Genomic DNA, 22,663 nt, shown 5'->3' with positions numbered 1-22,663 from the left:
TGGCCGCCCCACTCGCGTGGTGCTCATCGCCCGAGCCGGCCGAGCAGGCCGGTCAACACGTCCGGGGTGACGGTGAGCTGGCCGATCTCGGGAAGCTGTCCGGCCACCTCCCGCAACGCCAACGCCTGGAGCACGGCCGGCGGCAGGTCCCGGTACGCCGCGAGTTTGGCGGTCTCCGCCTCGGCCTCGGCGAGGCCGATCACGCGTACGCCGTCCGCCTTCGCCCCGGCGAGGACGCGTTCCTTCTCCGCCTCGGCGGCGGCCAGCACCCGGGCCCGGTCGGCCGCCGCCGCGTTGGCCACCTTCTCCCGCTCTGCCTTGCCCTGTGCCACGGCGAGTTCCGCGTCGGCCTCCAGCTCGACCTTGCGCCGGGCGTTGGCGCCGCGCTGCTCGACGAGTTGCTGCTCCCGGCGGGCCAGCTCGATCTTGTTCTGCAACTCGTTCTCGGCGATCCCCCGCTCCTGCTCCACGGCCTGGGCCCGCCGGGCATAGGTGGCCCGGTCGGCCTCGACCTGCACCGCCTCCCGGGTGGGGGTCTGTAGCGCGCGTTCGAGTTCCGGCTCGGGGCGGACCGCCACCACCCGGGCGCTGCCCACCGAGACTCCGATGTCGGCCAGCCGGGCCTCGTCCCGCAGCGCGGCCGACACCGCCTCCCGGACCGCGGCGATGTCGGTCAGCGCCTCGGCCAGCGGCACCCGGGCGAGCAGGTCGAGCGCCGGCTGCTGGGCCAGCTCGGCCAGGAGCGTGGCGACCTGGTCGAGCGGCCGGGCCCGGGCGACGCCCCGGTGCGGGTCGATCGAGAAGTCCAACCGGCTCGCGGCGAGCGCCGGGTCGGCGATCCGGTACGTCACGGTGGCCTGCACCGTGACGTCGGCGAAGTCGCTGGTCCGGGCGTGGAAGAGCAGTGGCAGCTCGCGGTCGTCGACCGGCACCTCGCTCAGTACGGCGACCAGCGGGCGGTACCAGAACGACTGCCCGATCCCCTCGTGTCGCACCCGGCCCCGTGCGTGGTGCCGCACCCATGTCGTCGGCGCCCCGCGCAGGTGTCGCAGGAACAGCCGTCTGGTCACGTCGGTCACGACGCGCCACCTCCCCTGTTTTCGTCGCGATGACGATAAAGGTCGAAGCGGTTTCGCGTCAAGCCGCCGATAAAGGCCGAGGTGATGACGAAGGCCGGAAGGGTGCCGATGAAGACCGAGGGGTGGCCGAAGGGTGGCCGATGAAGACCGGAGGGGTGGCCGACTCTCCGGACGGGCGCCGGCGACGGCGCCCACCCATTCCGCCGGCCCACCCCTCCCGCATCGGTCAGGCGGCGCTGAGCTGCGGATACATCGCGGTCACCGTTCCGGAGAGGCCATCGCGCACCCGCCTGGTGGTCTCGTCCGCCAACACCTCAAAGGCTCCCGCCTCGATGCCGTCGATCGCCTGCCGGGCCACGTCCTCGGGAGAGATCTTCGGCGCGTCGACGTGCGCCGACATGTCCGTGTCGATGTAGCCGACGTGCAGCCCCGTCACACCGACACCCCGGGGCAGCAGTTGCAGGCGCAGCGAGTTCGTCATCGACCACAGCGCCGCCTTGGACGCGCTGTAGGAATCGCTGATTCCGAGCCAGGAGAGCACGGAGTTGATGTTGAGGACGTGACCGCCGCCGTTGTCGACGATGGCCGGCACGAACGCCCGGGTGAGGCGGAGCGGCCCGTAGAAGTTGGTTTCGAACTCCCGACGGACCTCCTCGACGTCCGAGTCGAGGAAGTTCGCGTTGACCAGGCCCGCGGCGTTGTTGACCAGAACCGTGACATCGGAGGCCACCCGGGCCGCCTCCGCCACCGATTCCGGGTCGGTCACGTCGAGTGCCAGCGGCACGACGTCCGGATTCGTGACCGTACGGGGATCGCGGGCGGCGGCGTAGACCTTCCGGGCACCCCGGGCGACCGCCTCGGCGGCGATGGCCCGACCCAGGCCACGGTTGCCACCGGTCACCAGCACGACAGCATCTTCGATCTGCATTTTGGGATCTCCAGGAAGCTAGGAAACCGATCGGTTTTGCCAACCGTAAACCGATCGGTTTCCAACCGCAAGACCAGCGGGTACGCTGCCGGTATGACCTCGACCGCCAAGGCCCTACCGCGCGAACGCCTGCTGCGTGCCGCAGCCGAGCTGTTCGGTCGGGAGGGCATCGCGACGACCGGCGTCGAGAAGCTCTGCCAGACGGCCGGCGTCTCGAAGCGGACCATGTACCAGCTCTTCGAGACCAAGGACGCACTCGTGGCGGAGAGCCTCGCCGAGTACGGTCCGGCGACGATCGCCACCCACATTCCGGACGACACGTCTGAAATGGCTCCCCGGGAGCGAATCCTCCGCGTCTTCGAACGCCTGGAGGAACTCGCCGACGAGCCGGAATTCCACGGCTGCCCGTTCGTCAACACGGCGACCGAACTGCGCGACCCGAGCCATCCGGCCAGCGTGGTCGCCCGGCACCACAAACAACTGCTGACCGACTACTTCGCCCGGCAGGCGACCCTGGCCGGCGTCGACGACCCCGAGACGCTGGCGAAGCAGCTCACCGTCGTGTTCGACGGCTCGGCCGCCCGATCGGTGATGCACGGCACCGGCCTCGACGGACTGAGCCTGCTGACCGCCACCGCGCTGCTCGACGCCCACCACGCCGCCGGCTGAGCCACGTTGCCGTGACCCAGCCGGCGGTTACCGCCAGCCTCAGCGACTCAGCCGCTGGTAGCGACGGACGGCCAGCGGCGCGAAGACCGCGATGAGGATCACCGGCCAGCCGATCGCCAACACCAGCGGATGCTGGGCCGGCCACGAGTCGCCACCCGTCCCGGGATTGCCGAACAGTTCCCGGGCCACCGCCACCGTCGCGGAGAGCGGGTTCCACGCCGCGATCGTGCCGAGCCACTGCGGCATCAGGTCGGGCGAGACGAACACGTTGGAGAGCGCGGTGAGCGGGAACGCGAGCGGGAACACGATCACGCCGACGGTGTCCGGGTTCGGTACCACCAGTCCGAGGAAGATGCCCACCCAGGTGAGCGCGATCCGCAGCAGCAGGATCAGCCCCACCGCGGCGAGCGCGGACGCCAGCCCGTTCCGCCACTGCCAACCGACCAGCAGGCCGCAGACGACCAGCGTGGCCATCTCCAGCAGGGCGCGGAGCAGGTCGGCGCCGGTCCGGCCGACCACCAGCGCGGACCGGGCCATCGGCATCGAACGGAACCGGTCGACGACACCCCGGCTCACGTCCATGGCGATACCGCTGGCGGTGGCGCCGAGGCCGTACAGCATCGTCATCACGAAAACGCCGGGCAGGAGGTACTCCCGGTAGCCCGAACCCGGCACCGCCATCCCGCTGCCGAAGACGTAGCCGAAGACCAGCACGAACATGATCGGCAGACTGAAATAGATCACGATCTCCTCGGGCGACCGGATCACGTGTGACATGTTGCGGCCGGTCATCACCCAACCGTCGGCCAGCGCCCGGCGGAACCGGCCCGGCACTCCGGCCGGCACCGGGCCGGGTCGTACCACGGGGCCGGCACCGGACGTCCGGGGCTGCGACCGGAGGGTGCTGGTCACGCCGCCACCCCCGCTCCGGTCGGCCGGCCCACCGGCTGTCCACCGGTGGGCTGGTGCCCGGTCAGGTGCAGGAACGCCTCGTCGAGGGTCGGCCGACGCAGTCCGACGTCCTCGACCGCGATGGCGGCGTCGCTCAGCGCCCGCATGACGTCGGCGAGCGCGGCGACCCGGTCCACGACCGGCGCGCCGAGCTGCCGGATCTCGACGTCCACCGCGACCGGCCCGGCGGAGAGCCGTTCGACGATCGCGGCGGCGGCGGACAGCTCCGCCGCGTTCCGGACCACCACCTCGATCCGGTCGGCGCCGATCCGCGACTTCAGCTCGGCCGAGGTGCCCTCGGCGACCACCCGCCCCGCGTCGACCACCAGGATCCGGTCGGCGAGCTGGTCCGCCTCCTCCAGGTACTGGGTGGTGAGCAGCACCGTGGTGCCGTCGGCGACCAGCCGGCGTACGGCCGTCCAGAGCTGGTTGCGGCTGCGCGGGTCGAGGCCGGTGGTCGGCTCGTCGAGGAAGAGCACCCGGGGCGTCATGATCAGGCTCGCGGCCAGGTCCAGCCGGCGGCGCATCCCTCCCGAGTACTCCCCCGCCGACTTGCCCGCCGCATCGGTGAGCCCGAACTGATCCAGCAGTTCGTCCGCGCGTCGCCGGGCCGCCCGTACCGGAAGGTGGTGCAGGCGACCGAAGAGGATCAGGTTCTGCCGGCCGCTGAGTACCTCGTCGACGGCGGCGTACTGCCCGGTCAACCCGATCACGCCACGGACCTGCTCCGGTTGCCGGACCACGTCGTACCCGGCCACCCGGGCCCGGCCGGCGTCGAACCGGAGCAGGGTGGAGAGAATCCGGACCGCCGTGGTCTTGCCGGCGCCGTTCGGTCCCAGCAGTCCGCATACCGTGCCGGTCGGCACGGTGAGGTCGAACCCGTCGAGGGCTCTGCTCGTGCCGTACCGCTTGTGCAGTCCCTCGGCGACGACGGCTGGTGTTTCGGTTGTCATGCCCCGACGGTCGCCGACGGCCCTGACGAAGCACGCACCGCCCGCTGACGGCCCCGGTCAGCGCTCGCTCACGGCCGGTCGAGCACCGCGAGCGCCTGCTCACGGCTCATGCCCGCGCCCCGGGCGAGGATCCGCTCGTACGCCGCGTCGCCGAGCCGGGCCCGGGTGGCGCCCGCCGCGGGGGCGGCCCCGGCGGCTGACGCGGCGCCGGGCTGCACGGCCGCTATCGCACCCAGCAGCAGGGCGGCCCGCTCGGCGTCGCCGTCCCGCAGCACCGGCCCGACCAGCCCCTCGACGGCGGTGGAGATGGTCTCCGGCTCCCAGATCCCCTGCGTGGAGACGAGCACCTCGCGGTAGTGGCGGCGGGCCGTCGTGATGTCGCCGTTCGCCTCGGCGATGCTCCCGAGGGTGCCGAGTACGCCGAGCCGGACCCCCTCGGCACCGAACCAGCCGGTCGGGCACTCCGCCAACGCCAGCTCGCACAGCTCGCGGGCCCGGTCGAGGTCGCCCCGGATCCGGGCGATCTCGCCGAGCCCGAAGTGGGCCGCGGCGAGCAGTTCCGGCGCTCCGGCCGGCAGGGCGAGTTCCACCACCCGTTGATAGTCGACACTCGCCCCGACCAGGTCGCCGACGCTGATCCGCCCCTCCGCCCGGGTCCGCAGCAGCTCCGCCGTGTCCAGCGTCGAGTCGAGTTCACCGGCCAGCCGCAGCGCCTCGTCCACCCCCTCGGTCGCGGTGTGGTCACCATCGCGGTAGGCGAGATCTATGACGCTTGTCAGACTCAGGATGGTGCCCCAGCGCTCACCGAGGGCACGAAAACCGGCCAGCGCGATCTCGAACTGGGACCGGGCCTGGACGTACCGGCGTTCGAGCATCCACATCATGCCGACGCCGAGCGCCCCGAGGGACCGACTCCACGGATTGGTACCGAGGACCTCGCCCCAGTCCTCGGACGTCACCAGCGACTGCGACATGTCCGGCGGTGGACCGTTGGCGATCCCCGACATGTAGAGCAGGAACGGCTGCCGGGGCGGCCGGTGCAGGTTCCACAGGATCGAGCCGGCGGCGCCGATGTCCGGGACTGTCTGGCCGTACCCGCCGAGGGAGGCGTGCAGGAGGCACAGTGCGTACTCCTCCTCCAGACCGGGTGGCGGCCCGGCGCCGAGCCGCGCGATGAGCTGGCTGGCCAGCGCGGCGCCCTCGCCCCGCAACCCGCGCAGCCACCAGTAGAACGACAGGGCCGCGACCAGCCGCAGCGCCGTTGCGGTGTCGGTGCCGGCCACCGCCCGACGCAGCGCGGCGTGCAGGTCGTCGCGGTCGGCGTCCAACCGGCGTAGCCACTCCAACTGCTCCGCACCGCGCAGCCGCTCGTCGCCGGTCCGGGCCAGGTCGAGGAAGTACGCCGCGTGCGCCTCGCGCAGCAGGTCGGCCTCGCCGGCCTCGATCAGCCGCTCGGCGCCGAACGCGCGCACGGTCTCCAACATCCGGAACCGCCCGCCGCCGGCCTCGACCAGGGACTTGTCGACCAGACTCGACAACACGTCCAGCACGTCGGCCCCGAGCGGGCCACAGACCCGCTCGACGGCGTCCAGGTCGGCACCGCCGGCGAACACCGTGAGCCGGCGGGCCAACCGCTGTTCGACCCCGTCCAGCAGGTCCCAGCTCCACTGCACCACCGCGCGCAGCGTCTGGTGCCGGGGCTGGGCCACCCGGCTCCCCCGGGTCAACAGCCGGAACCGGTCGTCCAGCCGGGCCGCGATCTGCGCGACCGGCAGGGCCCGGAGCCGGGCCGCGGCCAGCTCGATGGCGAGCGGCAGACCGTCGAGGGTACGGCAGATCCGCAGTACCTCGGCCACGTTGCCGGCGTCGAGATCGAAGTCCGGCGACGCGTCGACGGCCCGCTCGGTGAAGAGCCGCACCGAGGCGTACCCCTGGGCCGTCTCCGGGCTCGCGTCGACCGGCGGCAGGGTCAGTCCGGACACCGGGCACAACGCCTCGCCGGTGAGCCCGAGCGGCTCCCGGCTGGTGGCGAGGACGCGGACCTTCGGACAGGCGCCGAGCAGTCGGGCGGTGAGCCGGGCGGCATCGGCCACCAGGTGTTCACAGTTGTCGAGCACCAGCAGCAGGCGCCGGTCCGCGAGCGCCGCGACCAGCCGGTCGGCGGCGTCCCGGGGAGCACCAGGGGCACGCAGCACGGCCTCACGCAGATGGAGTGCGGCGAGCACCGTCTGGGTCACGTCCGCCCCGGCGGTCACCGACGCCAGCTCGACCAGGCAGACCTCGCCGTCCTGTCGGCTGGCCGCCTCGATCGCCAGCCGGGTCTTGCCGGCGCCCCCCGGGCCGTGCAGGGTGACCAGCCGGGCCTCGCCGAGCAGCTTGCCGACCCGGCGCAGCTCCTCCTCCCGTCCCACGAAGCTGCTGAGTTGTCCCGGCAATCCGGTCACCTGGCCGGAGGAGCCCAACCCGACCGACCCGACCGACCCGGCCGGGCCGGCGACGGCCGCACCGGACATCCCCCGACCGGGATGCGGCACGGCGGCGGGGCCGGACGGATCCGCCGCCGGCCGGTCCGGCGGCCCGGGTGGGGCGGGTGGGGCGGGTGGGGCGGTTCGGACCGGGGCCAGCGCCGGATCGTCCCGCAGCACGGCCACGTGCAGCGCGGTCAGCTCCGGGGACGGGTCGGTGCCGAGTTCGTCGGCGAGGAGGCGCCGGACGTCGGCGAAGGTGGCAAGCGCCTCGGCCCGCCGGCCATCGGCGTGCAGCGCGCGCATGAGCTGACCGCGCGGTCGCTCCCGCAGCGGGTACGCCGTCACCAGCTCGCGCAGCTCGGCCACGAGCGTCCCGGCCGCACCGAGCCGCAGCTCCGCCTCGATCCAGTCCTCGACCGCGGCCAGCCGCAGCTCGTCGAGGCGTACCGCCTGGGTCGGCGCGAACGGTGCGTCGCGGACGTCCGCCAACGGCTCGCCGCGCCACAGGGCCAGCGCCTCGCCCAGCAGGTCTGCGGCACGCCGCCGGTCGTCGGCGGCCAGCGCCCGGTGCCCGGCCCCGACCAGCCGGGTGAACCGGTGCCAGTCGACGTCCTCCGGATCGACCGCCAGGCGGTACCCCGCCGGATGGAACTCCACCAGCGGCTCCGGCCCGTTCCCGGCCGACAGCGCCTGGCGCAGCCGGGAGACCTGGGACTGCAACGCGTTCGCGGCCCGGTTCGGCGGCTTGTCGCCGTACAGGCCGTGGATCAGCCGATCGGCGGAGACCAGCCGACCCGCGTCGAGGAGCAGCAGCACCAGCAGGGCGCGCAGCCGCGGCCCACCGACGACGAGTCGGCGGCCGTCGGTCGCGTACACCTCCGTCGCGCCCAGGATGCCGAACCGCATGGCGTTGATTGTCGCCCAGCCGGGCTCGGCCACCCGCCACCGGCACCCGACGGCACGCACCGGCAGCGGCCAGCCCGGGTTGCCGGCCGGCCGCGTGATCCGTTGTACGGGTAGTCGGCCGGCGCGGCCGACCCCGAAATCGGGAGTGACCGGACGTGCGGAGGATTCACCGGCCAACGATCGCGCTCGCCGACGAGACGCACCGGGTCACCCCGTTCGAGATCTTCTTCGACCTGGTCTTCGTCTTCGCGTTCACCCGGGTCATCTCGTTCATGGCCGACGAGCCGACCACGCTCGCGCTGGGCCGGGGCCTGCTGCTCCTGGCGCTGCTCTGGTGGTCCTGGTCGGCCTACACCTGGCTCGGCAACCAGGCCCGGGCCGACGTCGGGGTGGTACGGGCCGGCGCCATCGCGGCGATGGCGGCGATCTTCGTGGTCGCCCTGGTCGTTCCGGACTCGTTCGCGCACGCTCCCGGCCGGTTGGACGGCCCACTGACGCTCGCCCTCGCCTACCTCGTCGTACGGGTGCTGTACGTCTGCACCTACCTGTTCGCGGCGGCCGGCGAACCCGCGCTCCGGCGGCAGCTCCTGCTGGACAGCATCACCCAGACCGTCGCCTCGGTACCGCTGCTGGTCGGCGCGCTCCTCGGCGGGACCCCGCAACTGCTGCTCTGGATCGCCGTGCTGGTCATCGACTGGGGCGGCGGCCAGGTCGCGTCGCGGTACGGCGGATGGCGGCTGCGCAGCCCCGGCTATTTCGCGGAACGGCACGGCCTGGTCTTCATCATCGCCCTCGGCGAGTCCATCGTGTCGGTCGAGATCGGTATCGGCACGGCACCCGTCGACGCGCCCACCCTGGCCGCCACGCTGCTCGGGTTCGCGATGACCGTCTGCCTCTGGCTGCTCTACTTCGAGTCCGTCGCGCCGGTCACCCGCCGCCAACTGGAGCTGCTGCACGGGGCGCCCCGGGCCCGGCTGGCCCGGGACGCCCACTCGCTGCTGCACTTCCCGCTGATCGCCGGTGTCATCTACGTCGCTCTCGGCATCGAGCAGGTGCTCGCCCGGCTCTCCGACCCGGAAGGCGGGAGCCCCTCCGCGCCGCTGGGCTGGGTTGCGCTGGTGGCCCTCTACGGCGGTGTCGCCTGCTACCTCGGTGGTCAGGTCGCGGTCGGCTGGCGGACGGTTCGGGCCGGCTCCGTCGTCCAGCTCGGCGGTGCCGGCCTGGCCCTGCTGCTGTTGCCGGTCGCCCGGGTGCTGCCGCCGTTGGCCGCGCTGGGTCTGATCACCACCCTCCTCGCCGCGCTCACCCTGTACGGCTCGGTCGCCGGCAACCGGGAGTCGCGCTGAGCCCGGAGCGGGCTCGCCGGAGCCGGCACCGGCGTGCCGTACGGCAGCGATGCGGGCTTTGCCCATTTCGGCCCCTTGTCAGAATGGTATGGCTAGCTTTGTGGGTATTCGTAGCGACTCGATCCCACAGGAGGCCGAGACCATGGAGGTCGAGACCATGGAGGTCGAGGTCGACATCCGAGTGGACGGCAGCGCGCACCGGGTCACCGTCGACACCCGGACCACCCTGCTCGACGCCCTCCGGGAGCGGCTCGGCAACACCAGCCCGAAGAAGGGCTGCGACCACGGGCAGTGCGGAGCCTGCACGATCCTGCTGGACGGTCGGCGGGTGAACAGTTGCCTGGCCCTCGCCGTGGCGCACGACGGGGCCGAGATCGTCACCGCCGCCGGGCTCGCCACCGATGGTGAACTCCATCCGATGCAGCGCTGCTTCATCGAGTACGACGCGTTCCAGTGTGGCTACTGCACTCCGGGACATATCGTCTCGGCGGTCGCGATGCTCCGCGAGGCCGAGGCGGGCTGGCCGAGCGCGGTGACGACGGACGGCGACGGAGCCGACGGCGGTGGCGACAGAGCCGACGGTGGAGGCGGCGGTGCCGGTGGTGCCGGTGCCGGTGGCCGGAGCCGAATGACCCTCGACGCGGACGAGATCCGGGAGCGGATGAGCGGGAACCTGTGCCGCTGCGCCGCCTACGCCAACATCGTGCCGGCGATCCAGGAGCTGGCCCGGCGATGAGGCCGTTCCGGTACGCCCGCGCCGACGACGTCACCGGGGCCGTCGCGCTGCTCGCCAAGGCGCCGGGCGGCGCCTTCCTCGGCGGCGGCACCAACCTCGTCGACCTGATGAAGCTAGACGTCGCCACCCCGGACCTGCTGGTCGACGTCCGGCGGCTGACCTCCGACCGGGTCGAGGAACTGCCCGGCGGCGGGATCCGGATCGGCGCGGCCACGCCGAACAGCGATCTCGCGGCGGATCCACTGGTCCGCCGCCGCTATCCGGTGCTGTCCCAGGCGCTGCTCTCCGGCGCCTCCGGCCAGCTGCGCAATCTCGCGACGGCGGGCGGAAACCTGCTGCAACGCACCCGGTGCGTGTACTTCCAGAACGTCACCACGCCGTGCAACAAGCGGGAGCCCGGCACCGGCTGCTCGGCGATCGGCGGGCATCACCGGGAACTCGCCATCCTGGGCACGTCGCAGGACTGCATCGCGACCCATCCGTCGGACTTCGCGGTGGCGCTGACCGCGCTGGACGCCGTGGTGCACACCGAGGGGCCGGACGGCGGCCGGAGCATCCCGATGGGCGAGCTGCACCGGCTGCCGGGCAACGAGCCGCAGCGGGACACCATCCTCCAGCACGGAGAGCTGATCACCGCCATCGAGCTGCCGCCGCTCCCGTTCGCCACCCGCTCGTACTACCGGAAGGTACGCGACCGCGCCTCGTACGCGTTCGCGCTGGTCTCCGTGGCGGCGGCGATCGACGTGACGGACGGTGTGGTCCGCGACGTCCGGATCGCGCTCGGCGGGGTGGCGCACAAGCCGTGGCGGGCGACCCGGGCCGAGGAGCTGCTGCGCGGCGGCCCGGCCCAGTCCGACCGGTTCCGGGCGGCGGCCGAGGCGGAACTCGCCGAGGCCCGGCCGTTGCCGGGCAACGCCTTCAAGGTCCCGCTGGCCAGCAACACCCTGACCCGTACGCTGCTGGACCTGGCCGAATCGGCCTCGTCGGCGCCGCGCCGGTGATCGCCGGCGCGGTCCGGCACGCGCAACCGCGTCCGGGTCCGGGCGACCTGCCGATCACCCTCGACAGGCTCCTGCCGCGGGTCCGGCTCCTCCGGGCGACCCGGGCCGTTCGGGGCGCACCTGAGCGTCCGGATAGGGTTTGACCTCGGCGAACCTGGCGCGCTGCCGAGCCACCAGGTGACCCGACGTCAGGCCGTCCCGGACCCAGGAGATCAGCCGAATGAGCGAGCAGCCGACCGTACCGACCCAACCGCTGGCCAACGGGGCCCAGATCCCGCGACTGGGTCTCGGCACCTGGCCGATGTCGGACGCCGAAGCCGAGCGGGCCGTCGCCGAGGCGGTCACCATCGGTTACCGGCTCGTCGACACCGCCTACAAGTACGGCAACGAGAAGGGCGTCGGTCGCGGACTACGCGCCTCCGGGGTCGCCCGGGAGGACCTCTTCGTCACCAGCAAGCTGAACGGCGAGTGGCACGGTCGCGAGGCGGTGCGGGAGGCGTTCCAGGACAGCATCGAGCGGCTCGGTCTGGACTACCTCGACCTCTACCTCATCCACTGGCCGATGCCCTGGCAGGACCGGTACGTCGACGCCTTCCTCGGCCTCACCGACCTGCTGCGGGAGGGACGGGTCCGGGCCATCGGGCTGTCCAACTTCAAGCCGGCGCACATCGACCGGATCCTCGCCGCGACCGACGTGACGCCGGACGTCAACCAGATCCAGCTCGACCCCACGCTGACCCGGGAGGCGGCCCGCGCCTACCACCAGGCGCACGGCATCGTGACCCAGTCGTGGGGACCGATCGGCCACGGCGGTGAACTGCTCGCCCAGCCGGTCGTGACGGAGATCGCGGACCGGCACGGCCGGACCCCGGCGCAGATCGTCCTCCGCTGGCACCTCGAACTCGGGCTCATCCCGATCCCGAAGACCTCCTCGCCGGAGCGGATGAAGAGCAACATCGACGTCTTCGACTTCACCCTCGCCCCGGCGGAGGTCGCCGCGCTCTCCGCGCTCGACCGGGGTGAGGACGCCGCCACCGACTCCGACACGACCGGGCACTGATCCGCTGACGTACCGCCACGGGCCGGCGCCGCTGACGTACCGCCACGGGCCGGCCGCCGCTGCCGGGGACCAGCTCACCGCCGTCGCGGCGTGAGAGCGTCCGCGCCGGCGGCCGTACCGTAGCGGCCCACCCGGTCGGCGACGATCCGCTCGGCCAACGCGAGCGCCGTGACGACCTCGCCCTGCACCCCGGCCACCCCGTCCACCGTTGAGATTCGCGCGGCGAGGGCGTCGTCGCCGCGTACCGCCCCGATGATGCTGCCCTCGCCGGCGCCGGTGCCCGCTACGACGGTCCGTCCCGTCGCGCCGAACTGCGCGGCCATGGTCACGATCGCGGCATTGCGCTCGGCCGAGCCCTCGTCCACGTAGGCCGGCCCGGTCACCAGCACCGCGGCGTCCCCGGGACCGTCGAGTCGCTCGGGTGCGGTGAGATATTGGGCCTTGGCGTACGCGGACAACACCACCGAACGGCGGTCGCCGGCCAGGGCTCCGGACGGATCGGGGGTGAGGAGGACCGTGGCCAGGAGCGCGCAGGCGGTTTCGACCCCGTCGCCGTTGGCCGGCAGCGTGCCGGTCGAAACGGTACGTGTCAGGGCGAGAAGGTCCAGGTTGTTCTTCGGGTTGAAGAAGGCTTCCCGTACGTCGACGGGCCCTGTTACGGCGGCCCCGGCCAGTCCGAGTTTTTCGATCACGCCTTCGGCGTGCTCGCGGCCGGACGGCGTCGTCAGCACCACGATCCGGCGGCCGGTCAACGTCCCGCTCAGCAGGGCAGGCGCGGTCTCGTTGATGTAGTCGTCCTTGCGACTCGCCTCTTCCTGGAACTCGTTGGCCGTCTCACGGAGCTGTTTGTTGGCCTTGTGCGCCGCGTTGACCGATTCGCTGAGCACGTCCGAGGCGACGCCGTTCGCCGCCGTGGTGCCGAATACCGCGCCGACCGCGAGAGCGAGAAACACCGCGGCCAGCGACACCATGTGATAGCGAAAATTTATCATTGCCGCATTTTATGGACATCGGTGGGCTGCTATGGGGCAGCCTTCACGGCAGTTCCATGGTCTCCGAGATGGCGATCTCGGTCAGCGCGGCGTCCAGGTAGTCACCGACCGATCGACCGGTGACGGCGAGCAGGTCGGCGACGAGCAGCGGGGCGTGCCGGGCCACCGCCGCCGGATCGGCCGGCGGCATCTCCTCCGCCATCTGGTGTACGCCGAGCGCACCGGTCAGCAGCAGGGCCAGCACCGAGACGTCCAGGTCGGGAACCCAGCCGATGTTGGTCCGGGCGCACCGCTCCAGCACGGCCTGCACGTCCTCGCCGGCCAGCCCGTCCGGATGTGTCTCCTCCAGCAGCATCCGCAGTACCGCGCCGATCACCAGCCCGACCTGTTCCGGGCTGTTCCCGGTCAGTTCTGCGGCCGCCCGGTCGAGGGCGGCCAGATCCTGGGCACTGGCCGCCTCGACGGCGTCGGTCGTGGCCTGGCTGATGGCCCGGGCCACCCGTGCGGAACTCATCGGCACATTCAACCCGACGACCCGGACCCGGATGCTCTGGCACCCGGGTCGGGGCGGTCCGCCCCCGGACCGGCGGCCTCGACGCCGGGCGCCGGGATCCGGCGGACCCGCGCGCCGAAGCCGCTCGACGCCGAGCGGTCAGTCGCCGGTCAGGAGCTGGTCGAAGCTCGTGGTCAGGGTGAACGGGTCCGCGACGGCCGTCGTCTCGCGCCCGCTGACCTGCTCGGCGAGTTCCCGGGCCGCCCGGTCGATCCGGCCACGTAGCGTGCCCTGGGCGTTGCCCCCGGCCCAGTCCTCCGGAGCGGCGAAGACCGAGGTGGGCACCACGACCGCCCGCAGGTAGCTGAACATCGGCCGCAGCGCGTGTTCGAGCGCCAGCGAGTGTCGGGCGGTGCCGCCGGTGGCGCCGATCAGGACCGGCCGGTCGACCAGGGCGTCGTCCCCGAGCACGTCGAAGAACGACTTGAAGAGTCCGCTGTACGAGGCGTTGAAGATCGGCGATACGACGATCAGTCCGTCCGCGCCGGACACCGTCTCGATGGCCTGCTTCAGCGACGGCGACGGAAAACCGGCCAGCAGGTGGTTGACCACGTCGTGCCCGTGGTCACGCAACTCCACCACCTCGGTCCGGGCCCGTACGCCCCGCCGGTCCAGTTCGTCGCCGGTCGTCGCGGCGAGCTGGTCGGCCAGCAACCGGGTCGACGAGGGCTGCCGGAGCCCGGCCGAGACCACGGCAAGGGTGCGCTGCCTCATCGGTCCGACCCCGCCTCGCTGATCGCACCCGCACCGCTGGTCGCGGCCCCATCGGCGGGCGCCGGGGCCGTGTCCCGTTCGGCGATCAGCGACGCGTGCGTCGGCGCCTCCGGGACGTGCGCGGGGCGGAGCGCGTCGAACTCCTTGCGCAGCACCGGTATGACCTCCTCGCCGAGAATGTCCAGCTGCTCCAGGACGGTCTTCAACGGCAGCCCGGCGTGGTCCAGCAGGAACAGCTGCCGCTGGTAGTCGCCGACGTACTCCCGGAAGGTCAGGGTCCGGTCGATCACCTGCTGCGGACTGCCCACGGTCAGCGGCGTCTGCTCGGTGAACTCCTCCAGCGACGGCCCGTGCCCGTAGACCGGGGCGTTGTCGAAGTACGGCCGGAACTCCCGTACCGCCTCCTGGGAGTTCTTCCGCATGAACACCTGCCCGCCGAGACCCACGATGGCCTGGTCGGCGGAGCCGTGGCCGTAGTGCGCGAACCGCTGGCGGTACAGCCCGACCATCCGCTGGGTGTGCTCCTTGGGCCAGAAGATGTGGTTGGCGAAGAACCCGTCGCCGTAGTACGCGGCCTGCTCGGCGATCTCCGGGCTCCGGATCGAGCCGTGCCAGACGAACGGCGGTATTCCGTCCAGCGGTCGGGGCGTCGAGGTGAAGGACTGCAACGGGGTCCGGAACTTGCCCTGCCAGTCGACGACGTCCTCCCGCCAGAGCCGGCGCAGCAGATCGTAGTTGTTGATCGCCAGCGGGATGCCGTTCCGGATGTCCTGCCCGAACCACGGGTACACCGGGCCGGTGTTGCCCCGGCCCATCATCAGATCGACCCGACCGTCCGCCAGATGTTGCAGCATGGCGTAGTCCTCGGCGATCTTCACCGGGTCGTTGGTGGTGATCAACGTCGTCGCGGTCGACAGCAGCAGCCTGCTCGTCCGCGCCGCGATGAAGCCCAGCATGGTGGTGGGCGAGGAGGGCACGAAGGGCGGGTTGTGGTGCTCCCCGGTGGCGAAGACGTCGAGACCGACCTCCTCCGCCTTTACGGCGATGGCGACCATCGCCTTGATCCGCTCGGCCTCGGACGGCTCACGCCCGTTGGTCGGATCCGTGGTCACATCACCGACGGTGAAGACCCCGAACTGCATGACAGCTCCTCACGTCAAACCGGGTTCACGCCCGATACCGGAACGTCCCGCACAACATATTTGCCGAGTCAACTATTCCGCCGCAGAACGATGCCACGTCCACGGGCACCCGATGGGGCCGGGGCACCAACTACCGTCCGTGATCTCCGCCATGCCTGCGCGTCGAGGATGTGCACCGGGACCCGGATACGTTATTCATGTCGGGTGAAGGCAGGCCGAGCACCGTACGACGACGTACCGCACACGCCCGCGCCCGGCGACGACAGCCCGGGTCCGTGGGTCCGGCCCGAGCCGACCCCACAGCAGCGCCGCCGGGACCTCTACCTGGGCCTCGCGATGGCCGCCGGCGCCCTGCTCAGCGTCGTCCTGTCGAACAGCATGGGAAGCTTCCCGCTCGGGCCACCACCGTCCTGGCCCGAACAGCTCGGCTGGGCGGTCGCGGTCGGATTGCCGCTGGTCTGGCGGCGCAGCCGACCGGAACTGTGCACCATCGTGACCGCCGTGGCCTTCATCGCCGCCCAGGCGCGGTCGAGTCCGGAGACGCTGGCCTCCTCGGCCGCGCTCTTCGTCGCCATCTACAGCCTCGGGGCGTGGGGGCGGCACCGCACCTTGGCGGCCCGGATCCGGATCGGCGTCATCGCCGCGATGTTCGGCTGGCTCGCCCTCGCGGCCACGCTCTCCGTGCTGTCGAGCGAGCCGGAATTCGTGGGCGCGGCCGGTCCACTGCCGCCGTTCCTGGCGGTCGCCATCACCAGCATCCTGTTCAACCTCGCCTTCTTCCTGCTCGCGTACCTGCTCGGCAACAGCACCTGGACCTCGGCCCGCCGCCAGCACCTCCTGGAGGTCCAGGCCGAGGCGCTGCGGCGGTCCCGGGCCGAGAACGCCGAACGGGCCGTGACGCAGGAGCGGGTGCGGATCGCCCGCGAACTGCACGACGTCGTCGCCCACCACGTCTCGGTGATGGGTGTCCAGGCGAGCGCGTCCCGGCGGGTCATGGACAAGGATCCGGCCAAGGCCAAGACCGCGCTCGCCGCCGTGGAGCAGAGCGCCCGGACCGCCGTCGACGAGCTACGCCGGATGCTCGGGGTGCTCCGCGACGCGGGCGCGCCCGACCAGGCCCTCGGATACGGCCTGGATCAGGTCGACAGCCTGCTTCAGGGCGCCCGGGACGCCGGACTCACCGTCGAATACAAGATCTTGGGCGAGCCGCTGCCGGTGCCGGAGTCGGTGTCCCTCGCCGGGTACCGGGTCGTCCAGGAGGCCGTGACGAACACCATCAAGCACGCCCGGGCCAGCGTCGTCGACGTCCGGGTCCGGTACCTGAGACGCGAGGTCGAGGTGGAGGTCACCGACGACGGCCGGACCGGGTACGTCGCCGTACCGGCCCCGCGCCCCGGCGCGGGCGGGCTCGGCCTGATCGGCATGCGGGAACGGGTCGCCGCCCACGACGGCAGCCTGGAGGTGGGTGCCCGGACCGGCGGCGGTTTCCGGGTACGCGCCCGATTCCCGATCGGCCCCGCGGAACTCGGCACCGCCGACACCTCCCCCGCCGCGGCGTCGGCATGACCGAGCGGAGCGAGGGCATCGGCCAGCCCAGTAGATCAGGTCATGACGCCGAGGAGCGCAGCGAGGAGGTGCCATGACCGAGCGGAGCTGTATCCGGGTCGTCCTCGCCGACGACCAGCAACTCGTCCGGGCCGGCCTGCGGATCATCCTCGAGACGGAGGACGACATCGAGGTGGTCGGCGAGGCAGCGGACGGGCGACAGGCCGTCGAGCTGACCCTGGCCCACCGGCCCGACGTCGTACTGCTGGACGTCGAGATGCCGCACGTGGACGGGCTGGAGGCGACCCGCCGGATCGTGGCGGCCTCCGCGACGGGCGGCCCCGCCGTCCTCATCCTGACCACGTTCGACCGCGACGACTACCTGTTCGCCGCCCTACAGGCCGGGGCGAGTGGATTCCTGCTGAAGAACGGCTCCCCCGAGGACCTCATCGACGCGGTGCGGGTGCTCGCCCGAGGCGACGCGCTGCTGGCCCCGCAGATCACCCGACGGGTGATCGCGACCTTCGCCGCCGTACCGGGGTCGGCCCGCCCGGCCGGGCAGTCGGGCGCCGGAGCCGGACCGCCGGACCATGACCGGCGCCGGTTGGCGGAACTCACCGAGCGGGAGCGCGAGGTCCTGGTGCAGCTCGCCGGGGGCGCCTCCAACGCGGAGATCGCCGAACGGCTGCTGCTCGGCGAGGCGACCGTGAAGACCCACGTCTCCCGGGTGCTGATGAAGCTGGGGCTGCGGGACCGGACCCAGGCGGTGGTCTTCGCGTACGAGCACGGCGTGGTCACCCCACGCGGAGCGGGCGGCTGAGCCCCGGCACAGCCCCGGACGGACCCGGGATCGTCCGCATCGAGGCGGCTATCCGTTGCCGGGCAACCAGTGGATCATTCTCGCGGTTCCACCTCGCGACGGACGTCAGGACGATACGCCAGCACTAGCGTCAACGGCGCTGGAGCAGCGTGCCCCAGCGCAGGGCTGGCTGGGGAGGCTGGATGCTGCGCGTCTCGTCCGTGAATCGGACATTCGGCGACCGCAAGGTGCTCGATGACATTTCCTTCGAGGTGAGCGCCGGCCGGATGACCGGGTTCGTCGGGGCCAACGGTGCCGGCAAGACCACCTCGATGCGAATCATCCTCGGGCTGCTCTCGGCGGACTCCGGTGAGGTGACCTGGAACGGTGAGCCGGTCACCCGGCCCGTACGGCAACGCTTCGGGTACATGCCGGAGGAGCGCGGCCTCTACCCGAAGATGAAGGTCCGGGAGCAGTTGACCTACCTCGGCCGGTTGCACGGGATGACCACGTCGGCCGCCCAGCGCAACGTCGACGACCTGCTCGAACGGATCGGACTGGCCGAGCGGGCGAACGACCCGCTGGAGAAGCTGTCGCTCGGCAACCAGCAGCGGGCACAGATCGCCGCGGCCCTGGTGCACGACCCGGAACTGCTGATCCTCGACGAGCCGTTCTCCGGGCTGGACCCGATCGCCGTGGAGGTGATCGCCGGGGTGCTGCGGGAGCGCGCCGCGAACGGCGTACCCGTGCTGTTCTCCAGCCACCAGCTCGACGTGGTCGAACGGCTCTGCGACGACCTGGTCATCATCGCCGCCGGTGCGGTACGCGCCGCCGGCAGCCGTACCGAACTGCGGACCAAGTTCGCGACGCCGCGCTTCGAACTCGTCCTCGACGGCGACGCCGGCTGGGTCCGTGACCTGCCGGGGGTGACCATCGTGGATCTCGACGACACCCGGGTCGTGATCGAACTCGCCAACCCGGACGACGACCAGACGGTGCTCCGGGAGGCCCTGGCCCGAGGTCCCGTACGCACCTTCGGTCCGATCGTCCCCACGCTCTCCGAGATCTTCCGGGAGGTCACCCAGTGACGACGCTCGCCCCACCCACCACCCGGCCGACCCACGACGGCGCGGCGACCGCTCCCTCGCTCTGGGCGGCGACCAAGCTGGTCGCCGGCCGGGAGATCGCGGTACGGCTCCGGGACAAGACGTTCCTGATCAGCACCGTCTTCTTCCTGCTGGTCGCCGTGGCCGGTGCGGTACTGCCGGCAATCTTCGCGGGCAGCAGTTCCACCGTCGCCGTCGTGCAGGCCGACGCCGCCACCCGGCTGGACCAGGCCGGGATGGAGGTGGTGTCGGTCCCCGACGCACAGCGCGCGGAACAACTCGTCCGAGACGGTGAGGTCGACGCCGCGGTGGTCCCGGGAGACGAGCCCGGCGGGCTCACCGTGCTCGCGATGGACCGTACGCCGGACTCCATCGTCGGGGCGCTGAGCAACCCACCCACGGTCCAACTGCTCGACCCGGACGCGGTCAGCCCGATTCTGGCCTTCATGGTGCCGATGGCGTTCGGGATGATCTTCTTCTTCGCCTCGTTGACCTTCGGCATCCAGATCGCCCAGAGCGTCACCGAGGAGAAGCAGACCCGGATCGTGGAGATCCTGGTTGCCGCCGTACCGGTCCGGGCGCTGCTGGCCGGAAAGGTACTCGGCAACGGCGCGCTCGCGCTCGGCCAGGTGGCCCTGATCGCGCTGGTGTCGGTGGTCTCCATGACGGTGGTGGACAGCGGTGACGGGCTGCTCGGCCAACTCGGGCCGGCGATCGCCTGGTTCATCCCGTTCTTCGTCGTCGGCTTCGTGCTGCTGGCCTCGATGTGGGCGGTTACCGGCGCGCTGGTCAGCCGCCAGGAGGACATCAGCGGGGCGTCCGGCCCGGCCCAGATCGTCATCATGCTGCCGTTCTTCGGGGTGTTGTTCCTCAACGACAACCCGGTGGCCATGACGGTGCTGTCCTACATACCGTTCTCGGCCCCGACGGCGATGCCGCTGCGGCTGTTCTTCGGTGACGCCGCCCCCTGGGAGCCCATCCTGGCGCTGCTGATCCTGCTCGTCGCCGCCGGACTGTTCCTGATGTTCGCCGCCCGGCTCTACGAAGGGTCGCTGCTGCGCACCAACGGAAAGACCTCGCTGGTCGCCGCCTGGCGGGAGCGCGAGACCCGGGTGTCCTGAGCAGCGCCTCGGGTCGTCGTCACGGTCGCTTCGCGGCGAGGCCGGTACAGCGCCTCGCCGCGGCGATCCTGTCCTGGATCCGCTCTCTGGCTCCACCGCTGACGAGCACCGGCTGCCCGGTACGGGAAACCGTGCCGGGCAGGAACTCGTTGCGGACCACCGTACGGCCCCGCACGGTCAGCCGGAGCACCCCGGAGTCGGTGCTCTTCGAGTCGCCGTACCAGAGGAAGTTGCCGAGCCCGTAGTGCACGTACGTCCGGCCCAGCCAACCGTCGGCGAGCAGCGTGTGCGCGTGCGTACCGAGGACGATGTCGGCACCGGCCCGGGATATCCGCGAGGCGAACGTCTTCATCTCGCCACTCGGGCAGGAACTGCCCTCGATCCCCCAGTGCATGAACACGATCACCAGATCGGCCTGGCCCCGGGCCGCCCGGACGGCGGCGGTGGCCCGCGCGGCGTCGAACGCCATCGCCACCCCGGGCCGGGTCGCGGTCGGCTTCCACTGCGCGGACAACTCGTGCACCTGCGACATGCCCAGTACGGCGATCCGGACCCCGCGCACGGTCGTCAGCCACGGCGCGTACGCCGCGTCGGCGTTCCGCCCCGCGCCGAACACCGGGAACTTCGCCTCCGCCGCCGAGTCGAGGGTGTCACGCAGTCCGACCGGCCCGTAGTCGAGGACGTGGTTGTTGGCAACCGACGCGGCGTCGACCCCGGCGGCGCGCAGTGCCGCGTACGCGCTCTTCGGCGCCCGGAAGTGGAACCGCTTCGGCTGCGGCGTACCCCGCCCCGTCACCGCCGTCTCCAGGTTGAGCAGGGTGAGATCGGCGTCCCGCAACACCGGCGCGATCCGGCCGAACGCGGTCTCCGGCTCGTCCAGCAGCCGCAGGGTACGGCCGGTGAAGTGCACGTCGCCGGCGAACGCCAACCGCAGCTCGACCGATGCCGCCGGGCTCGGCGACCCCGTGCCGGCCGGGCTGGCCGGGCTGGCCGACGCACCGGTCGGCACGCTCGGTACGACCGTCGGCCCCGCCGGACCGACCGCCGGCTCTGCGGAACACCCGAACAACAGGGCCCCGCCCACACCGCCCGCGAGCACCGCCCGCCACACCCGTACCACCCCGCCGCCCATCCGGCAGAGCGTACGCATCAAGATGTAAGGAAGGGCCCCCGCTTATCGTTTTCTGTAGAAGAAGGGCCCCCTATTAACACCCCATCTTGGCGAGCAGGCCGAGTTGGCGGGGGTCCTGCAACGCGGAGCCGACGGCCACCACCCGGCAGCCGGCGGCGAGGAAGCCGGCCGCGTTGTCGGCGTCGATTCCACCGGTCGCGACGAACTTCACCGTCGGGAAGGGGGCGAGCTGGGCACGGATCCAGCCGGTGCCCAGTTCGCTGGCGGGAAACGCCTTCAGCCAGGTGTGGCCGGACCGGAGCGCCTGGCCGATCTCCGACGAGGTGGCGACGCCGGGCAGGTGGGCCAGGCCGAGCGCGACGCACTCGGCGGCGACCTCCGGGTCGTACCCGGGCGCGACGGTGAAGACCGCGCCGGCCTCGTACACCGTCCTCGCCTGCTCGGGGGTGACGATCGTGCCGGCGCCGACCGGCCGGGCGCGGTCCCGGCCGGCCGCGATGGCGGCGTGCAGGGACGGCAGCGCGTCCGCGCTCTGCACCGGCACCTCCACCACGTCGATGCCGGCGTCCCAGGCCCGCTCGCACAGTGCGACGGTCTGCGCGGGCGGCAGGCCGCGCAGGATCGCCATCACCGGTTGGTCGACGAAGAGGTTGTCGAAGAAGGTCGTCGCGTGGCTGTCCACCGTCACTCCGTTCATGGTCGATGATCTCCGGTCCAGCCGAGGTCCCGGGAGATCGCGGCACAGGTCTCGGTCAGTTGCGGCAGGTGTTCGCGGAGCTGGTCCAGCGAGGCGAGGGCGCGCAGCGCGGTGATCGACACCGCCGCGACGACGCGGCCCCGGGCGTCGCGGACCGGAGCGGCGACGCAGTTGACGAAGTCCTCGTACTCGCCGTCGTCCTCGGCCCAGCCACGTTCGGCGATCCGCGCCAGCTCCTGCCGGAACGCCGCCGGGGTGGTGATGGAGGTCGCGGTGTGCCGCTGGTACGTGAGCCTCGACAGGAACCGGTCCCGGGACGGTTCGTCGAGGTACGCCAGAATGGCCTTGCCAACTCCCGAGGTGTGCGGGTTCACCGCTCGGCCGACCCGGGACCGCATCTTCAAGGCCCCCCGACCGTCGACCTTGGCCACGTAGATGATCTCGTCCTCGACCAACTGGGCGAGGTGGACGGTGTGGCCGTACCGGTCGCCCAACCGGACGAGGTGCGGATGGGCGACCGGATGCAGCTCGAGGTGTTCCACGGCCTGGTGGGCGATCGCCACCATCCGGAAGCCGACGGTGTACCGGCCATCGACCGACCGGGCGAAGCCGCTGCGTTCCAACGTCTGCAACAGCCGCAGCGCGGTGGACTTGTGTACGCCGAGATGCTCGGCGATCTCGCCGAGTGAGCGGGGCCGCTCGGCGAAGAACTCGATGATGCTCAGTGCGCGTTGAACGGTCTGTGACATCGCCTCGGGGCTCCCG

Annotated in this window: 21 protein-coding genes; 9 read left to right on the top strand and 12 right to left on the bottom strand. The window is 71.9% G+C overall.

Going from position 1 to position 22,663, the window contains the following annotated elements:
* Positions 1-23 precede the first annotated feature (23 nt).
* Positions 24-1,079 carry an SPFH domain-containing protein gene (locus tag ACFP2T_RS10510; RefSeq protein ID WP_377420206.1) on the bottom strand — a complete coding sequence of 352 codons (1,056 nt, stop codon included), beginning with the start codon at positions 1,077-1,079 and terminating at the stop codon, positions 24-26.
* Between the two features lie 226 nt (positions 1,080-1,305).
* Positions 1,306-2,007 (bottom strand): SDR family oxidoreductase, encoded by a 702-nt coding sequence (locus ACFP2T_RS10505; protein ID WP_377420205.1) that lies wholly within the window; start codon positions 2,005-2,007, stop codon positions 1,306-1,308.
* Positions 2,008-2,100: 93 nt separating this feature from the next.
* On the opposite strand from ACFP2T_RS10505, the gene ACFP2T_RS10500 reads away from it, so the two are divergent.
* On the top strand, positions 2,101-2,676 hold the full coding sequence (locus ACFP2T_RS10500; RefSeq protein WP_377420203.1) for a TetR/AcrR family transcriptional regulator: 576 nt from the start codon (positions 2,101-2,103) through the stop codon (positions 2,674-2,676).
* Positions 2,677-2,715: 39 nt separating this feature from the next.
* Here the strand turns inward: ACFP2T_RS10500 and ACFP2T_RS10495 are convergent, their stop codons facing one another.
* The 3 genes from ACFP2T_RS10495 to ACFP2T_RS10485 form a co-directional block, all read right to left on the bottom strand.
* A complete protein-coding gene (locus ACFP2T_RS10495) occupies positions 2,716-3,468 on the bottom strand; it encodes an ABC transporter permease (protein WP_377420909.1) in 753 nt (250 codons plus the stop codon).
* A gap of 116 nt (positions 3,469-3,584) precedes the next feature.
* Entirely contained in the window at positions 3,585-4,580 is a 996-nt protein-coding gene (locus ACFP2T_RS10490; RefSeq protein WP_377420201.1) for an ATP-binding cassette domain-containing protein, read from the bottom strand.
* Between the two features lie 68 nt (positions 4,581-4,648).
* A complete protein-coding gene (locus tag ACFP2T_RS10485) occupies positions 4,649-7,954 on the bottom strand; it encodes an AfsR/SARP family transcriptional regulator (protein ID WP_377420199.1) in 3,306 nt (1,101 codons plus the stop codon).
* A 155-nt stretch (positions 7,955-8,109) separates the two neighbouring features.
* On the opposite strand from ACFP2T_RS10485, the gene ACFP2T_RS10480 reads away from it, so the two are divergent.
* From ACFP2T_RS10480 to ACFP2T_RS10465, 4 genes are all read left to right on the top strand, one after another.
* Positions 8,110-9,300 (top strand): low temperature requirement protein A, encoded by a 1,191-nt coding sequence (locus ACFP2T_RS10480; RefSeq protein WP_377420197.1) that lies wholly within the window; start codon positions 8,110-8,112, stop codon positions 9,298-9,300.
* Between the two features lie 142 nt (positions 9,301-9,442).
* Positions 9,443-10,036, top strand: coding sequence for a 2Fe-2S iron-sulfur cluster-binding protein (locus tag ACFP2T_RS10475; RefSeq protein ID WP_377420195.1), 594 nt, complete (start codon positions 9,443-9,445; stop codon positions 10,034-10,036).
* Positions 10,033-11,037 (top strand): FAD binding domain-containing protein, encoded by a 1,005-nt coding sequence (locus ACFP2T_RS10470; RefSeq protein WP_377420193.1) that lies wholly within the window; start codon positions 10,033-10,035, stop codon positions 11,035-11,037. Before ACFP2T_RS10475 ends, ACFP2T_RS10470 begins: the two co-directional genes overlap by 4 nt.
* A gap of 220 nt (positions 11,038-11,257) precedes the next feature.
* On the top strand, positions 11,258-12,097 hold the full coding sequence (locus ACFP2T_RS10465; RefSeq protein WP_377420191.1) for an aldo/keto reductase: 840 nt from the start codon (positions 11,258-11,260) through the stop codon (positions 12,095-12,097).
* Positions 12,098-12,171: 74 nt separating this feature from the next.
* Here ACFP2T_RS10465 and ACFP2T_RS10460 read toward each other — a convergent pair whose 3' ends face one another.
* The 4 genes from ACFP2T_RS10460 to ACFP2T_RS10445 all read right to left on the bottom strand — a co-directional run bounded on the left by ACFP2T_RS10460 (position 12,172) and on the right by ACFP2T_RS10445 (position 15,498).
* Positions 12,172-13,089, bottom strand: a complete 918-nt coding sequence (locus ACFP2T_RS10460) for a copper transporter (RefSeq protein ID WP_377420189.1) — start codon at positions 13,087-13,089, stop codon at positions 12,172-12,174.
* Positions 13,090-13,132: 43 nt separating this feature from the next.
* Positions 13,133-13,603, bottom strand: coding sequence for a hypothetical protein (locus ACFP2T_RS10455; protein WP_377420187.1), 471 nt, complete (start codon positions 13,601-13,603; stop codon positions 13,133-13,135).
* A 138-nt stretch (positions 13,604-13,741) separates the two neighbouring features.
* Entirely contained in the window at positions 13,742-14,356 is a 615-nt protein-coding gene (locus tag ACFP2T_RS10450) for an FMN reductase (RefSeq protein ID WP_377420185.1), read from the bottom strand.
* On the bottom strand, positions 14,353-15,498 hold the full coding sequence (locus ACFP2T_RS10445) for an LLM class flavin-dependent oxidoreductase (RefSeq protein ID WP_377420183.1): 1,146 nt from the start codon (positions 15,496-15,498) through the stop codon (positions 14,353-14,355). The genes ACFP2T_RS10450 and ACFP2T_RS10445 overlap by 4 nt, the downstream gene beginning before the upstream one ends.
* Positions 15,499-15,702: 204 nt before the next feature.
* Here ACFP2T_RS10445 and ACFP2T_RS10440 point away from each other — a divergent pair, with 204 nt between their 5' ends.
* The 4 genes from ACFP2T_RS10440 (at position 15,703) to ACFP2T_RS10425 (ending at position 20,069) form a co-directional block, all read left to right on the top strand.
* A complete protein-coding gene (locus ACFP2T_RS10440) occupies positions 15,703-17,064 on the top strand; it encodes a sensor histidine kinase (RefSeq protein WP_417629204.1) in 1,362 nt (453 codons plus the stop codon).
* Between the two features lie 73 nt (positions 17,065-17,137).
* A complete protein-coding gene (locus tag ACFP2T_RS10435; protein WP_377420181.1) occupies positions 17,138-17,863 on the top strand; it encodes a response regulator in 726 nt (241 codons plus the stop codon).
* 182 nt (positions 17,864-18,045) lie between these two features.
* On the top strand, positions 18,046-18,930 hold the full coding sequence (locus ACFP2T_RS10430; protein ID WP_377420179.1) for an ABC transporter ATP-binding protein: 885 nt from the start codon (positions 18,046-18,048) through the stop codon (positions 18,928-18,930).
* Positions 18,931-19,007: 77 nt separating this feature from the next.
* Positions 19,008-20,069 carry an ABC transporter permease gene (locus ACFP2T_RS10425; protein ID WP_377420905.1) on the top strand — a complete coding sequence of 354 codons (1,062 nt, stop codon included), beginning with the start codon at positions 19,008-19,010 and terminating at the stop codon, positions 20,067-20,069.
* Positions 20,070-20,088: 19 nt separating this feature from the next.
* On the opposite strand, the gene ACFP2T_RS10420 is transcribed toward ACFP2T_RS10425, so the two are convergent.
* From ACFP2T_RS10420 to ACFP2T_RS10410, 3 genes are all read right to left on the bottom strand, one after another.
* Positions 20,089-21,201: a CapA family protein gene (locus ACFP2T_RS10420; RefSeq protein ID WP_377420177.1), complete on the bottom strand. Its 1,113-nt coding sequence runs from the start codon at positions 21,199-21,201 to the stop codon at positions 20,089-20,091.
* Positions 21,202-21,274: 73 nt separating this feature from the next.
* On the bottom strand, positions 21,275-21,898 hold the full coding sequence (locus ACFP2T_RS10415) for a bifunctional 4-hydroxy-2-oxoglutarate aldolase/2-dehydro-3-deoxy-phosphogluconate aldolase (protein ID WP_377420175.1): 624 nt from the start codon (positions 21,896-21,898) through the stop codon (positions 21,275-21,277).
* Positions 21,895-22,647: an IclR family transcriptional regulator gene (locus ACFP2T_RS10410; RefSeq protein ID WP_377420173.1), complete on the bottom strand. Its 753-nt coding sequence runs from the start codon at positions 22,645-22,647 to the stop codon at positions 21,895-21,897. Before ACFP2T_RS10410 ends, ACFP2T_RS10415 begins: the two co-directional genes overlap by 4 nt.
* Positions 22,648-22,663 lie beyond the last annotated feature (16 nt).

Source organism: Plantactinospora solaniradicis (assembly GCF_042658085.1).
GTDB classification, from domain to species: Bacteria; Actinomycetota; Actinomycetes; order Mycobacteriales; family Micromonosporaceae; genus Plantactinospora; species Plantactinospora solaniradicis.
Note: the sequence above shows the minus strand (reverse complement) of the source record. Positions and strands in the feature narration are given on the sequence as shown.

Excerpts from the sequence above, each read along its gene's own strand:
- ACFP2T_RS10415 (WP_377420175.1), bottom strand. The coding sequence starts at position 21,898 with ATGAACGGAGTGACGGTGGACAGCCACGCGACGACCTTCTTCGACAAC.
- ACFP2T_RS10475 (WP_377420195.1), top strand. The coding sequence starts at position 9,443 with ATGGAGGTCGAGACCATGGAGGTCGAGGTCGACATCCGAGTGGACGGC.
- ACFP2T_RS10430 (WP_377420179.1), top strand. The coding sequence starts at position 18,046 with ATGCTGCGCGTCTCGTCCGTGAATCGGACATTCGGCGACCGCAAGGTG.
- ACFP2T_RS10460 (WP_377420189.1), bottom strand. The coding sequence starts at position 13,089 with ATGATAAATTTTCGCTATCACATGGTGTCGCTGGCCGCGGTGTTTCTC.
- ACFP2T_RS10505 (WP_377420205.1), bottom strand. The coding sequence starts at position 2,007 with ATGCAGATCGAAGATGCTGTCGTGCTGGTGACCGGTGGCAACCGTGGC.
- ACFP2T_RS10410 (WP_377420173.1), bottom strand. The coding sequence starts at position 22,647 with ATGTCACAGACCGTTCAACGCGCACTGAGCATCATCGAGTTCTTCGCC.
- ACFP2T_RS10420 (WP_377420177.1), bottom strand. The coding sequence starts at position 21,201 with ATGGGCGGCGGGGTGGTACGGGTGTGGCGGGCGGTGCTCGCGGGCGGT.
- ACFP2T_RS10490 (WP_377420201.1), bottom strand. The coding sequence starts at position 4,580 with ATGACAACCGAAACACCAGCCGTCGTCGCCGAGGGACTGCACAAGCGG.
- ACFP2T_RS10465 (WP_377420191.1), top strand. The coding sequence starts at position 11,258 with ATGAGCGAGCAGCCGACCGTACCGACCCAACCGCTGGCCAACGGGGCC.
- ACFP2T_RS10500 (WP_377420203.1), top strand. The coding sequence starts at position 2,101 with ATGACCTCGACCGCCAAGGCCCTACCGCGCGAACGCCTGCTGCGTGCC.
- ACFP2T_RS10495 (WP_377420909.1), bottom strand. The coding sequence starts at position 3,468 with ATGACCGGCCGCAACATGTCACACGTGATCCGGTCGCCCGAGGAGATC.
- ACFP2T_RS10485 (WP_377420199.1), bottom strand. The coding sequence starts at position 7,954 with ATGCGGTTCGGCATCCTGGGCGCGACGGAGGTGTACGCGACCGACGGC.
- ACFP2T_RS10445 (WP_377420183.1), bottom strand. The coding sequence starts at position 15,498 with ATGCAGTTCGGGGTCTTCACCGTCGGTGATGTGACCACGGATCCGACC.
- ACFP2T_RS10455 (WP_377420187.1), bottom strand. The coding sequence starts at position 13,603 with ATGAGTTCCGCACGGGTGGCCCGGGCCATCAGCCAGGCCACGACCGAC.
- ACFP2T_RS10450 (WP_377420185.1), bottom strand. The coding sequence starts at position 14,356 with ATGAGGCAGCGCACCCTTGCCGTGGTCTCGGCCGGGCTCCGGCAGCCC.
- ACFP2T_RS10470 (WP_377420193.1), top strand. The coding sequence starts at position 10,033 with ATGAGGCCGTTCCGGTACGCCCGCGCCGACGACGTCACCGGGGCCGTC.
- ACFP2T_RS10435 (WP_377420181.1), top strand. The coding sequence starts at position 17,138 with ATGACCGAGCGGAGCTGTATCCGGGTCGTCCTCGCCGACGACCAGCAA.